The following is a 13,444-nucleotide window of genomic DNA, read 5'->3' as shown; positions in this document are numbered from 1 at the left end:
CCATGTCCAGCCTTACCCTTCCCGACATCGCCGCACAAAACAGCCAGCAGGCACTCCCCCTGGACTGGGTCGGCATGTGCGGTATCGCCCTGCCGCTGCAAATCGATGGCCGCAGTCTGAATGCACACGCCGATGCTGGCGTAAGCCTGGACGATGGCACGGCGCGGGGGATACACATGTCGCGGCTCTACCTGGCGCTGGAAACACTCGAGCAACAACCGCTGAGCGCCCAGTTGCTTCGCCAGACGCTCGCGCGCTTTCTCACCAGCCACGAAAACCTCTCGAGCACAGCCTACCTGCGCCTGTCTTTCGATCACCTGCTCAAGCGCCCAGCATTGATCAGCCCGTTAGCAGGTTGGAAGGCCTATCCAGTGAGCATCGAAGCGCGACTGGAAAATGAAATGTTCCACGTGGAACTATCCGTGCACATTCCCTACTCCTCGACTTGCCCATGCTCTGCGGCATTGGCTCGCCAGTTGATCCAGGCACAGTTCGACAAGGATTTTGCCGACCAGGCAATGGACCGGGAAAGCATCAGGCAATGGCTTGGCAGCAGCAGCGGCATCGTCGCCACGCCCCATAGTCAACGCAGCATGGCCAAGCTGAAAGTTCGCCTGGAAGGCAGTGAAATCAAGCTGATCGAACTGATCGACGCTGCCGAGGCTGCATTGGGTACCGCGGTTCAGACAGCCGTGAAGCGCGCGGACGAACAGGCCTTTGCCTTGGCCAATGGGCAGAATCTGATGTTTTGCGAGGACGCGGCACGGCGGCTGAATCTGGCCTTGCGCCAGCTCGCCTGGATAGCCGGATTCAGCGTGCGCGTGGAACATGCAGAGAGCCTGCACGCCCACGACGCCGTGGCGGTCAGCCGGTATCGGTGGTGAAAGCCCGTGGGAGCCGCGTTGCACTGACCTCTTCGCCGGCATGCCTGCGCCCACCAAAGCATCTTCAGGTACGCGGCTTCACTGTTCCACAATCGTTCCCGAGCCAGACCGCGCGAGTGTCCATGCTGCCTTGCTGCTGAACCCCGGACGCATTGAAGGTGCCGTTGACCTTGGTCAGAAACTCACGATCACTGAGGAACGTCGCCTGGCCTTGCCCCTGCGCCTTCGGACAGCTGAACTGGAACTTCCAGACGTTGCCACTGCGCTCGGTGATCTTCTGCGTGCACCCCGACTGCGGGTCCTGCAGAGGAATGTCATTGGTCTTGACCTGTTCCGGCGTCAGGCACGAGCGCACGCCCTTGCCCCCGACCGTGATGCCCTGCTTGGCCAGGGCGCCTTCCATCATCGCCCGTTGCTCGGGCGGCAGGTTCTTCAACTGGCCGAGCATGAAGTCCATGTCTGGCAGCGGCTTGCCATCGACCTGCATGTTGCTGGTGGTCAGTTCCCACAAACCGGGTTGCAGCACCTGCGCGTGAACCAGCGGGCTGCCCAGCCCCAAGGTCAGGGCGAGCAATGGCAGACGTATCTTCATGGATGAAAGCTCCTCGAAATACCGGCTTCGGCCGGACTGAGGCGTTAGACGCCAAATCCGCCTGCAGGTTGCAGGCAACCCCTCGAACGTGGTCTGTTAGCGGCAGTACTCTCGGCAAGCAGGATGCGTATGGATTACCACAGCCCCTACTTCTTCGGTTACTTGCTCGGCGTGATTCACCTGCTCGGGTTCGCCGCCGCCCTGCATGCGGTGTTCACCGTGCGTACCGCCCAAGGCGCGATCGCCTGGGCAATGTCGCTACTGTTCGTGCCCTACCTCACGCTCATCCCCTACCTGGTATTCGGCGCCCGTTCCTTCTATGCCTATATCCAGGCCAGGCGCCAGGCCAACCAGGAAATGCACGTGGCCATGGCCAACCTGAACTGGCGGCCCTGGGTGGAGGAGGCACTCACCGCGCGGGAATCGGACAGCTATGCCGCCCTGCGCGCCATGCCCAAACTGGGGCGCATGCCGTGCCTGGCCAACAACGAGGTGAAATTGCTGATCGATGGCGAGGCTACCTTCGAGGCGATCTTCTCGGCCATCCGCAATGCGCGAAACACCGTGCTGGTGCAGTTCTTCATCATCCACGACGACGCCCTGGGCAGGGAGCTGCAACAACTGTTGCTGCACAAGGCTGCCGAGGGCGTGCGGGTTTTCGTGCTCTACGATCGCGTCGGCAGCCATGCCCTGCCGGCACGCTACAGCCAGGTACTGCGTGAGGGCGGCGTGCAGATCGAGGCCTTCGCCACCCGGCGCGGCTGGTTCAATCGCTTCCAGGTAAACTTCCGCAACCACCGCAAGATCGTGGTGGTCGATGGCCTGCAAGGCTTTCTCGGCGGCCACAACGTAGGCGATGAATACCTGGGGGCACACCCCCGGCTGTCGCCCTGGCGCGACACCCATGTCCAGGTCAGCGGACCGGTGCTGGCCTGCCTGCAGGAGTCATTCGCCGAGGACTGGTACTGGGCCACACGCCAGTTGCCGCCCTTGATCCTGCCGGACACCTACCCCGAGGATGGCGTGCTGTGCCAGGCACTGGCCAGCGGCCCGGCCGACCCTCAGGAAACCTGCGCGCTGTTCTTCCTCGAAGCGATCCACTCGGCCACCCGTCGTGTGTGGATCACCAGCCCCTACTTCATTCCCGATGAAGCCATTTTCGCCGCCCTGCGCCTGGCGGTCCTGCGGGGTGTCGACGTGCGTATCCTGATTCCCTCACGACCCGACCACCGCATCGTCTATGCCGCTTCCAGCCTGTTCGCCTTCGAGGCGGTGCGGGCGGGGGTGCGCATGTTCCGCTATCAACCTGGCTTCTTGCACCAGAAGGTGGTGCTGGTGGACGACGAGGTCAGCGCCATCGGCAGCGCCAACCTCGACAACCGCTCGTTCCGGCTGAATTTCGAGATCACTCTGCTCACCGTGGATCGCGCCTTCGCCGACCAGGTCGAGCAGATGTTGGAGAATGATTTCGCCCAGGCCAGGGAGATCACCGCGGACGATAGCCGCGATACCCATCGTCTGCAGCAACTGGGGATGCGTATTGCACGCTTGATCTCACCGATCCTGTAAACGCACCGGCGTGCCCAGGCAGGCACGCCGGGCTACAGGTCAGCGATAGAGATCCTCACGCGTCCATGGCAGGTCGTGGTGACCGTCGGCGTAAGGCTTCACGGCAAGGATCTGATGCAGGTTGATCCAGCCCTTGGAGAACGCATAGGCACAACCGGCCAGGTACAGGCGCCAGATGCGCAGGGTCTTTTCAGGCACCAGCGCCGCGGCGCGGTGCAGCTGGTTTTCCAGGTTCTCACTCCAGTGGTTGAGCGTCTTGGCGTAATGCAGGCGCAGGCTTTCGATATCCACCACTTCCAGGCCCGCTTCGCAGATCCGCGCCGTGATCATCGAGATATGCGGCAGCTCGCCATGGGGGAAGACATAGCGGTCGATGAACTCGCCCGCACCGCGCCCGACCGGACGACCGTCCACATGCTTGGCGGTGATGCCATGGTTCATCACCAGGCCGCCTTCACGCACTGCACCGAACAGCCGCTGGCAATACAGTTCCAGGTTGGCATGGCCTACGTGTTCGAACATGCCGACGCTCACCACCTTGTCGAAACGGCCATCCTGGGGCAAGTCACGATAGTCGAGGATCCGCAGGTCGACCTTGTCGGCCAGCCCCTCGTCCTTGACCCGCTGCCGTCCCAGCTTCAGTTGCTCTTTGCTCAGGGTGATGCCGAACACCTTCGCGCCGTACTCACGGGCAGCGAAACGCGCCAGCCCACCCCACCCACAGCCGACATCCAACAGGTAGTCACCGGCCTGCAGCCGCAACTTGCGGCACAGATGATCGAACTTGTCCTGCTGGGCCTGGGCCAGTGTGTTGTCCGGCTCCTTGAAATAGGCGCAGGAGTAGACCATGTCCGGATCGAGCCACAATTGGTAGAACTCGTTGGACAGATCGTAATGATAGGAAATGGCTTTGGCGTCGGTGGTCTTGTCGTGAGCGGTACGCACCGGCACGGTTTCGTCTTCATCCTTGAGCAGCGCTTCGCTGAGCTCGTCGCAGACCCGGATGACTTCGCCAATGTCACCCTCCAGTTCCAGCTTGCCTTCGACGAAAGCCGCGCCCAGTTCATCCATGCTCGGATGGGTGAGCTGGGTGATCAGCTGAGGTTCCTTGACCAGAATGGTGACCTGCGGACTCGGCCCCAGATCGAACTGGTTACCGTCCCAGAGCTTGACGCGCAAAGGCAAGTGCAGGCTCTGCAACGCAGGTGGAAGTTGCGCAAGCATTCATGACCCTCCCTTTCATAGATACGGGACGCCACGCCTCAACTTGTCGGACGTCACCGGATCAGGGTAGTTCATTCGCACGAAGTTTCCGTTAATCGCGACCATAGTCTAGAACTATCTGGTCAGCCTCTGGCCAATGGATTGTATACAATCCCCCGCGCCCGGATTAACCTTGTGCCCCTCTCGCTTCCTCACTCTTGGAGTAAAACCCATGAAATCCTATGACGTGGTGATCATCGGCGGCGGCCCCGGCGGCTACAACGCAGCGATTCGCGCGGGCCAGCTGGGCCTGAGCGTGGCCTGTGTCGAGGGTCGTCAGACCTTGGGCGGAACCTGCCTGAACGTAGGCTGCATGCCCTCGAAGGCACTGCTGCATGCTTCCGAGCTGTACGAGGCGGCCAGCGGAGAAGAATTCGCCCACCTGGGTATCGAGGTCAAACCAACCTTGAACCTGGCCCAGATGATGAAGCAGAAAGATGAAAGCGTGACCGGCCTGACCAAGGGCATCGAGTACTTGTTCCGCAAGAACAAGGTCGACTGGGTCAAAGGCTGGGGCCGCCTGGACGGCGTCGGCAAGGTGATCGCCAAGGCCGAGGACGGCAGCGAAACCACCCTGCAGGCCAAGGACATCGTCATTGCCACCGGCTCCGAACCCACGCCACTGCCCGGCGTGACCATCGACAACCAGCGCATCATCGACTCCACCGGCGCCCTGTCGCTGCCACAGGTTCCCAAACACCTGATCGTGATCGGCGCCGGCGTGATCGGCCTGGAGCTTGGCTCGGTATGGCGCCGCCTGGGCGCCGAAGTGACCGTGATCGAATACCTGGACCGCATCTGTCCAGGTACCGATGAGGAAACCGCCAAGACCTTGCAGAAGGCCCTGGCCAAGCAAGGCATGACCTTCAAGCTCGGCAGCAAGGTGACCCAGGCCACGGCATCGGCCGACGGTGTCAACCTCACCCTGGAACCGGCCGCCGGCGGCGCCGCCGAAACGCTGCAGGCCGATTATGTGCTGGTGGCCATCGGCCGGCGCCCCTACACCCAGGGCCTGAACCTGGAAAGCGTGGGGCTGGAAACCGACAAGCGCGGCATGCTCGCCAACGACCACCATCGCAGCGCCGTCCCCGGGGTCTGGGTGATCGGCGATGTCACCTCGGGCCCGATGCTGGCGCACAAGGCCGAAGACGAAGCGGTGTCGTGCATCGAGCGCATCGCCGGCAAGGCCCACGAGGTCAATTACAACCTCATCCCCGGCGTCATCTATACCCGCCCGGAACTGGCCAGCGTCGGCAAGACCGAAGAGCAGCTCAAGGCCGAAGGCCGTGCCTACAAGGTCGGCAAGTTCCCGTTCACCGCCAACAGCCGCGCCAAGATCAACCACGAGACCGAAGGCTTCGCCAAGGTCATCGCCGACGCCGAGACCGATGAGGTGCTGGGCGTGCATCTGGTGGGCCCGAGCGTGAGCGAGATGATCGGCGAATTCTGCGTGGCCATGGAGTTCTGCGCCTCGGCCGAGGACATCGCCCTCACCTGCCACCCACACCCGACCCGCTCCGAAGCCCTGCGCCAGGCGGCGATGAATGTGGACGGCATGGCGATGCAGATCTGACACAAGGCCTTGCAACGCAACCTGTGCGAGCGGGCTTGTCTCGCGATGGCGTCGGCAGGCCTGACGCTATCGCGGGACAAGCCCGCTCGCATAGTGCGCTACTTAGCCATGGGCGCGTTGCTTATCCACATCCTCACGGAACCGCGACGCCAGAAACGGCGTGATATCCAGCGGCAACGCCTCGTTGTGGACAACCTTGTCCAGCAGCACGCCGGTAATGGCCGAGGTGAGAATCCCGGTACGGAAATGTCCACAGGCATTGAAATAGCCTTGAACATTATCCACAGGCCCGAGAATCGGCAACTCGTCCGGTGACCCCGGTCGCAGGCCGGCCCAGGTCCGCTTGAGGTTCACCTGCGCCAGCTGCGGCACGCAACGGATCGCACCCTGTACCAGGCCGCTGATCTCCGGGAAGGTGTTGCTGACATCGAAACCCTTCTCTTCCGTGGTGCTGCCGATCAGGATCTCGCCATTGTCCTTCTGCGCCATGTAGCAATCGCTGGTGGTGATGCAGCCATCGAGCAGCTTGGGCAGGCGCTCGGTCAGCACGATCTGGCCTTTCACCGGCTTGACCGGAATGCTCTCCCCGGTCGCCCACTCGCTCAGCTCGGCGGCCCAGGCGCCCGCGGCATTGATCAATGTGCCACAGTGGAACTCGCCGGCCTCGGCTGTGCGCAAGCCCTTGATCCGCGAACCTTCATGCAGCACACCCGTGATGTTCACGTTCGGGTACAGGTCGACGCCATTCTGCCGCGCCGCCTCCATGTAGGCATCCCCCAGGCGGAACGGGCTGACCTGGTGATCGCAGAGAAACTCCAGCGCGCCATTGGCCTTGAGCGTTACCGCCGGCTCCGAGGCACGCAGCGCGTCGCGGTCGAGCCAGCGCACCTGGTCGGCCAGGTGCGGGATCTGTTTGACGATATGCTCGGCGTACAGCTGGTCTTCTTCGTCCTGGATGATGTACTTGAGCCCGGTGCGCTCGAACTTGAAGTCCATGCCGTGGCGTTCGATCAGTTCCTGGTGCAGCTGTGGATAAATGGCGTTGGACTGCAAGGCGAAATCGAAGAAGCATTCGGGCAGGATATGCGGCGTGCTGGAATCCACCACCACTGCCGCGCCATTGGCCTCCCGCTTGTTGCGCGAGGACATCATGCGAAAGAAGATCACCCCGCAACCCAACCCCACCGATTCGCCGATGGCCCACAGGCCGCCGGCCGATGCCCGGGTGGCGTTGCCCGGACGTTTGCAGTCGATCAGCGCGATCTTCAGATTGCCGCGCTTGGACAGCTGGTAGGCGCAGGACGCGCCGATCACGCCGCCACCGGCAATGATGATGTCGTAGTGCTTGTTCATGCTCAGGCCTCCGTGCCGAGTTGTTCGAATGCGGAAAACGGTATCGGGTCCACAGGGAAGCGCGGGCGCAGCCAACCCACATCCTTGCGCCCGGTGGCACTGCGCAGGCGGTCGCTGCAGTAGCCGACGCACATGCGCCCCTGGCAGTCGCCCATGCTCACCCGCGTGCGCATCTTCAGGCTGGCCATGTCCTCCACGCCCTGCTCCAGGGCCAGGTCGATCTGATCACGGGTGACGTGCTCGCACCGGCAGATCACCGTGTCGGCCTGAGGCAGCTCGATTTGCGCCGCGCCCCGCGCGGTGTAGCGCTCCACCCCGGAGCGGAAGCGCTTGATCGACGCCAGCTTGCCCAGGTACCGCTCACGGCGCTCGATCGCCTGCTCGGCGTCGAGCTTGCCCATTTGCCGGAGCATCGACACCGCCGCGATACGCCCGGTCAGCATGGCGGCCTCGCCGCCACGGATACCCGCCATGTCACCCGCCAGGTGAATGTTCGGCTGGCTGCTCTGCTGCCACACGTTGCACTCGGCGCGCAGGTAGCCGTCCTCGCTGAAACCGTGGGTCAGGCCCAGCTGCTGGCTGAGCTGGGTACGGGGAATGAAGCCGTAGCCCACCGCCAGGGTCTGGACCTGCTCGCGCTGGATACGGGTCATGTCCGGCTTCCAGTCCTGGTTGTAGGGCGCAACCTGCACCTCCTGCACCCCGCCCTGCCCCGTGACGCCCACCACCCCCCAGCCATAGTGCATGGGGATGCCGTTGAGCTTCATGTAAGCCAGCATGCTCAGCCCGTCGAGGAACAGTTGCGGCTTGTTCATCAGCGCCAGGCTTTCCTTGGCGATGCGGTTGAACGAGCAGGCTTCGTAAACCCCGGCCACCTTGGCACCTGCCGCATGCAGCTGGCAGGCGACCAGCGGCAGCAACGGTCCGGTGCCGGCAATCAAGGTGCTGCCCAACGGCTTGACCACACCGCTCTTGATCTGCAGTTGCAAGCCGCCGAGCAGGATCACACCCGGCAAGGTCCAGCCCGGAAACGGCACATTGCGTTCGTGGCAGCCAGCGGCCAGCAACAGCTGGGAATAGTCGATCTCATGCAGTTTCTCATCGCCATCGAGCACCATCAGGCGCTGATCGTCACCGCCCACCACGCGATGCTCGAGCCGCAGATCGATATGCCTGGCGCTGGCGGTGAAGTCTTCGTGAAGCTTGTTCAGCGCCTTGCTGTAGCGCGGCCCCAGGTAGCCCAGGTCGACTCCAGCACGCAACGGCCCGCGATACACCACGCCCCCAGGGCGTGACGCTTCGTCGAACAACAGGCAATCCACGCCGTGCTCGGCCAGCTCGATGGCCGCGCCCATGCCGGCGGAGCCACCACCGACGATGACAGGACGAAGGCTCATGGGCGGGCCTCCTCTTGCACGCGGTTCACTTCGGTCTCGATGCGCATGCCGGGCTTGACCACGGTCTGACAGGCCCGGCGCTTGGGGCGCCCATCGATCTGCACCAGGCAGCAATGGCACACCCCCATGCCGCAGAACGCGCCACTGGCCTGGCCGTGATCGTTGCGCGCCACCAGGCGCAGGCCCACTGCATTGAGGACACTGAGCACGGTTTCACCGGCGGCCGCGAGCACCGGCTGGCCATTGAGTTGAAGGGTGATATCGGCGTGCGGCAGGGGTTGTATGTCGTGGCTGCGTTCCATTGTCTGCATGAGGTTCTCTTCCTTGGCGATACGGGGACCCGGAAAAGTAAGTCAAGCACAAGGACGTTCTATTGACCCACGTCCTAAGAACGCGCAGGAAATTTCCCAATCCGACAAATGACAAGGCCTCCCGAAGGAGGCCTTGTCTGCTTGAACCGAACCGCGCCGGTGATTACTCGACCGTCACCGATTTGGCCAGGTTGCGTGGCTGGTCGACGTCGGTGCCCTTGAGCACGGCCACGTAGTACGACAGCAACTGCAGCGGGATGGTGTAGAGGATCGGCGCCAGCGCATCGTTGATGTGCGGCACGTTGATCACATGGGTGCCCTCGCCGTTGCTCATGCCGGCCTGCTCGTCGGCGAACACCACCAGCTCGCCGCCACGGGCACGGACTTCCTGCAGGTTCGACTTGAGCTTTTCCAGCAGCTCGTTGTTCGGTGCCACGGTCACCACCGGCATGTCGCTGTCCACCAGCGCCAGCGGGCCGTGCTTGAGCTCACCGGCCGGGTAGGCTTCGGCGTGGATGTAGGAGATCTCCTTGAGCTTGAGTGCGCCTTCCATCGCCACCGGATACTGGGCACCACGGCCAAGGAACAGGGTGTGGTGCTTGTCGGCGAACAGTTCGGCGATCTTTTCGACCACGCCATCCATCGCCAGCGCCTCGCTCAGGCGGGCCGGCAGGCGGCGCAGCTCGTCGACCAGCTCGGCTTCGACGCCCGCTTCCAGCGTGCCGCGCACCTGGCCCAGGGCCAGGGTCAGCAGCATCAGCGACACCAGCTGGGTGGTGAACGCCTTGGTGGAGGCGACGCCGATTTCCGGGCCAGCCAAGGTCAGCAGCGTGAGGTCGGATTCGCGCACCAGCGAACTGATGCCCTTGTTGCAGATGGCCAGGCTGCCGAGGAAACCCAGCTCCTTGGCGTTGCGCAGGGCCGCGAGGGTGTCGGCGGTCTCGCCGGACTGCGAGATCGAGACGAACAGCGTGTCCGGCTGCACCACCACCTTGCGGTAGCGGAACTCGCTGGCCACTTCCACCTGGCATGGGATGCCGGCCAGGCTTTCCAGCCAGTAACGGGCAACCATGCCGGCGTGGTAGCTGGTGCCGCAGGCGACGATCTGCACGTTGCGCACCTTGGCGAACAGCTCGGCAGCCTGTGGGCCGAAGGCTTGCACCATCACATGGTCCTTGCCCAGGCGCCCTTCGAGGGTGCGCTGCACCACGGTAGGCTGCTCGTGGATTTCCTTGAGCATGAAGTGGCGGTAATTGCCCTTCTCCGCGGCTTCGGCGCCTTCGTGGTACTGCACCGTCTCGCGCTGGACCGGATGGCCGGCCTGGTCCCAGATCTGCACCTGGTCGCGGCGGATTTCGGCGATGTCGCCTTCTTCCAGGTACATGAAGCGGTCGGTGACCTGGCGCAGGGCCAATTGGTCGGAGGCCAGGAAGTTTTCACCGTGGCCCAGACCGATCACCAACGGGCTGCCACTGCGAGCGGCGACCAGGCGATCCGGCTGGTTGGCGCTGATCACGGCCAGGCCATAGGCACCGTGCAGGCGCTTGACCGCGGCCTTGAGGGCTTCGGTCAGGTCTGCAGTGGTCTTGAGCAGGTGGTGGAGCAGGTGAACGATCACCTCGGTGTCGGTCTGCGACACGAACACATAACCCAGGTCCTTCAGCTCTTCGCGCAGGGCCTCGTGGTTCTCGATGATGCCGTTGTGCACCACCGCCACCTCATGGCCGGAAAAGTGCGGGTGGGCATTGTGCTCGGTTGGCGCGCCGTGGGTCGCCCAACGGGTGTGGGCAATGCCCAGCTGACCGGCCAGAGGATCAGCGGCAACAGCCGCTTCCAGCTCGCTGACCTTGCCGATGCGACGACGGCGCTGCAGTTCACCCTGCTGGGTGAAGACCGCCAGGCCGGCGCTGTCATAACCACGGTACTCCAGGCGCTTGAGGCCTTCGATTAGGATGGCTGTGATATTGCGCTCGGCAACGGCACCAACGATTCCACACATATATGTTGCTCCTAGCTGATAGCGGCGCAGATCAGGGTGACGCCGCGGGCTTGAATCCGGTCGCGGGCCTCGGTAGGCAGGCGATCATCAGTAATCAGGGTGTTCACGCTGCCCCAGGGCAGCTCGAGGTTGGGGATCTTGCGACCGACCTTATCCGACTCGACCATGACGATCACCTCGCGCGCCACCTCGGCCATGACCCGGCTCAACCCCAGCAATTCATTGAAGGTGGTGGTGCCACGCTCCAGGTCGATACCGTCGGCCCCGATGAACAACTGGTCGAAGTCGTAAGAGCGTAGTACCTGCTCGGCCACCTGGCCCTGGAACGACTCGGAGTGCGGATCCCAGGTACCGCCGGTCATCAGCAGCACCGGTTCGTGCTCCTGCTCGCTGATGGCCCGGGCCACGTTGAGCGAGTTGGTCATCACCACCAGGCCAGGCTGACGCCCGAGCTGCGGGATCATCGCCGCCGTGGTGCTGCCACTGTCGATGATGATGCGAGCATGCTCACGAATGCGTTCGACCGCTGCACGAGCGATGGCCTGCTTGTAGAGAGACACCGGTTGCACGGCATCGCCCAACAGCTCCTGGGGCATGGTCACCGCGCCACCGTAGCGGCGCAGCAGCAGGCCGTTGGCCTCCAGGGCGGCGAGGTCCTTGCGAATGGTGACTTCGGAGGTTTCGAAACGCTTGGCCAGGGCGTCGACGCTCACCTCGCCCTGCTCGTTGAGCAAGGCCAGGATGTTGTGGCGGCGCTGGGGGGTATTTCGTTTCGACATGTCGGCTTTAAGTTTCGATTCGAAAGATAAGTGGTGCAATCAAAACCTAAGATGGATGATTCGTCAAGTTTCTCTGCGCACTGACACGTCCCTCTAGGAGCGGCCTTGTGTCGCGAAAGGGCCGCGTAGCGGCCCCAAGGATTTCGGGGCAAAGCAGAAATTGCCGGGGCCGCGATACGGCACCAAATAAAAAGCCGGCTTATTCACATAAGCCGGCCTGTGCAAAAAAGCTGTGGATAACTCAGCTCTTCTTGATCTTCTCCGGCCGCTTCCAGCCTTCGATGTTGCGCTGACGCGCTCGCGCCACGCCCAACTGTCCGGCTTCGACCGTCTGGGTGATGGTCGAGCCCGCCGCGGTAGTGGCGCCCGTCTGGATTTCCACAGGTGCCACCAGCGAGTTGTTGGAACCAATGAACACGTCCTCGCCCATCACCGTGCGGAACTTGTTGGCACCGTCGTAGTTGCAAGTGATGGTGCCGGCACCGATGTTGGTGCGGGCACCGATCTCGGCATCGCCCAGGTAGGTCAGGTGACCGGCCTTGGCGCCCTCGCCCATGTGCGCGTTCTTCAGCTCGACGAAGTTACCCACATGCGCCCTGGCCTCCAGCACGCTGCCCGGGCGCAGGCGGGCGAACGGGCCAGCATCGCTGCCCTCGCCCATCACCGCGCCTTCAAGATGACTGTTGGCCTTGACCACCACGCCCTTGCGCAGGGTGCTGTCCTTGATTACGCAATTGGGGCCGATCTGCACGTCGTCCTCGATGACTACCTTGCCTTCGAGAATCACGTTGATGTCGATCAGCACATCGCGGCCGACCGTCACCTCGCCACGCACATCGAAGCGCGCCGGATCGCGCAACGTGACGCCCTGGGCCATCAGGCGGCGACCTTCGCGCAGCTGATAGTGACGCTCGAGCTCTGCCAGCTGACGGCGGTCGTTGGCGCCCTGCACTTCCATCGGGTCGTGGGGCTGTTCGGTGGCGACCACCAGGCCATCGGCCACGGCCATGGCGATCACGTCGGTGAGGTAGTACTCGCCCTGGGCGTTGTTGTTGGACAACCGGCCCATCCAGTCGGCCAGGCGTTTGGCAGGCATGGCGAGAATGCCGGTGTTGCCTTCCTTGATTGCCCTCTGCGCTTCGCTGGCATCCTTGTGCTCGACGATCGCGGTCACGTTACCCGCCGTGTCACGCACGATGCGGCCGTAGCCGGTCGGGTCCTGCAAGGTCACGGTAAGCAGACCCAGCTGCTGCTCGCTGACCTTGGCCAGCAGGCGCTGCAGGGTTTCCACCTCGATCAGCGGCACATCGCCGTACAACACCAGTACGGTGTCGGCGGTGATGGCAGGCAGCGCCTGTGCCACGGCGTGGCCTGTGCCCAGTTGCTTGTCCTGCATGACGAAATTGAGATCGTCGGCGGCCAGGCGCTCACGTACCAGCTGCGCACCATGGCCGATAACCACGTGAATACCGGTGGGCTGCAACTGACGCGCGCTGTGGATAACGTGGCCGAGCATTGAATTGCCGGCAACCGGATGCAGGACCTTCGGCAGCGCGGAGCGCATGCGGGTGCCTTGGCCTGCGGCGAGAATGACGATATCAAGGGACATTGACTGGCTACCAATCCTGGGCGGTCAGGGATGTGACCAAAGGGGAAATTCAGAAAAAGAAAAAGGGTAGCCGAGGCTACCCTTTAACTCAATCGCGCCGAAAGCGACCGGACAA

The 13,444-nt window shown here is 63.1% G+C and carries 11 protein-coding genes; 3 read left to right on the top strand and 8 right to left on the bottom strand.

Features of this window, described 5'->3' with window-relative positions; genetic code table 11:
* Positions 1 to 2 precede the first annotated feature (2 nt).
* On the top strand, positions 3 to 884 hold the full coding sequence (folE2, locus tag N7422_RS20360) for a GTP cyclohydrolase FolE2 (RefSeq protein ID WP_279808228.1): 882 nt from the start codon (positions 3 to 5) through the stop codon (positions 882 to 884).
* A gap of 64 nt (positions 885 to 948) precedes the next feature.
* Here folE2 and N7422_RS20355 read toward each other — a convergent pair whose 3' ends face one another.
* The gene (locus tag N7422_RS20355) at positions 949 to 1,476 is read right to left on the bottom strand and encodes a DUF3617 domain-containing protein (protein ID WP_279808227.1); all 528 of its coding nucleotides are present in this window, start codon (positions 1,474 to 1,476) and stop codon (positions 949 to 951) included.
* Positions 1,477 to 1,605: 129 nt separating this feature from the next.
* Here N7422_RS20355 and cls point away from each other — a divergent pair, with 129 nt between their 5' ends.
* Positions 1,606 to 3,045, top strand: coding sequence for a cardiolipin synthase (gene cls / locus N7422_RS20350; protein ID WP_279808226.1), 1,440 nt, complete (start codon positions 1,606 to 1,608; stop codon positions 3,043 to 3,045).
* Between the two features lie 39 nt (positions 3,046 to 3,084).
* On the opposite strand, the gene cfaB is transcribed toward cls, so the two are convergent.
* Positions 3,085 to 4,269 (bottom strand): C17 cyclopropane fatty acid synthase CfaB, encoded by a 1,185-nt coding sequence (gene cfaB, locus N7422_RS20345; protein ID WP_279808225.1) that lies wholly within the window; start codon positions 4,267 to 4,269, stop codon positions 3,085 to 3,087.
* A gap of 211 nt (positions 4,270 to 4,480) precedes the next feature.
* Between cfaB and lpdA the strand changes: the two genes are divergently transcribed.
* A complete protein-coding gene (gene lpdA / locus N7422_RS20340) occupies positions 4,481 to 5,881 on the top strand; it encodes a dihydrolipoyl dehydrogenase (RefSeq protein ID WP_279808224.1) in 1,401 nt (466 codons plus the stop codon).
* 102 nt (positions 5,882 to 5,983) lie between these two features.
* Here lpdA and hcnC read toward each other — a convergent pair whose 3' ends face one another.
* The 6 genes from hcnC to glmU form a co-directional block, all read right to left on the bottom strand.
* Positions 5,984 to 7,234, bottom strand: coding sequence for a cyanide-forming glycine dehydrogenase subunit HcnC (hcnC, locus tag N7422_RS20335; protein ID WP_279808223.1), 1,251 nt, complete (start codon positions 7,232 to 7,234; stop codon positions 5,984 to 5,986).
* A gap of 2 nt (positions 7,235 to 7,236) precedes the next feature.
* The gene (gene hcnB, locus N7422_RS20330) at positions 7,237 to 8,631 is read right to left on the bottom strand and encodes a cyanide-forming glycine dehydrogenase subunit HcnB (RefSeq protein ID WP_279808222.1); all 1,395 of its coding nucleotides are present in this window, start codon (positions 8,629 to 8,631) and stop codon (positions 7,237 to 7,239) included.
* On the bottom strand, positions 8,628 to 8,942 hold the full coding sequence (hcnA, locus tag N7422_RS20325) for a cyanide-forming glycine dehydrogenase subunit HcnA (protein WP_279808221.1): 315 nt from the start codon (positions 8,940 to 8,942) through the stop codon (positions 8,628 to 8,630). The genes hcnB and hcnA overlap by 4 nt, the downstream gene beginning before the upstream one ends.
* Before the next feature lie 163 nt (positions 8,943 to 9,105).
* Complete coding sequence (glmS, locus tag N7422_RS20320; RefSeq protein WP_279808220.1) at positions 9,106 to 10,941, bottom strand: glutamine--fructose-6-phosphate transaminase (isomerizing); 1,836 nt, start codon at positions 10,939 to 10,941, stop codon at positions 9,106 to 9,108.
* 11 nt (positions 10,942 to 10,952) lie between these two features.
* Positions 10,953 to 11,720, bottom strand: coding sequence for a DeoR family transcriptional regulator (locus N7422_RS20315; protein WP_279808219.1), 768 nt, complete (start codon positions 11,718 to 11,720; stop codon positions 10,953 to 10,955).
* A 241-nt stretch (positions 11,721 to 11,961) separates the two neighbouring features.
* On the bottom strand, positions 11,962 to 13,329 hold the full coding sequence (glmU, locus tag N7422_RS20310; protein ID WP_279808218.1) for a bifunctional UDP-N-acetylglucosamine diphosphorylase/glucosamine-1-phosphate N-acetyltransferase GlmU: 1,368 nt from the start codon (positions 13,327 to 13,329) through the stop codon (positions 11,962 to 11,964).
* Between the last annotated feature and the right edge of the window lie 115 nt (positions 13,330 to 13,444).

This window comes from Pseudomonas sp. GD04091 (assembly GCF_029836165.1).
Lineage (GTDB): Bacteria > Pseudomonadota > Gammaproteobacteria > Pseudomonadales > Pseudomonadaceae > Aquipseudomonas.
This window is presented reverse-complemented; position numbering and strand designations above follow the sequence as displayed.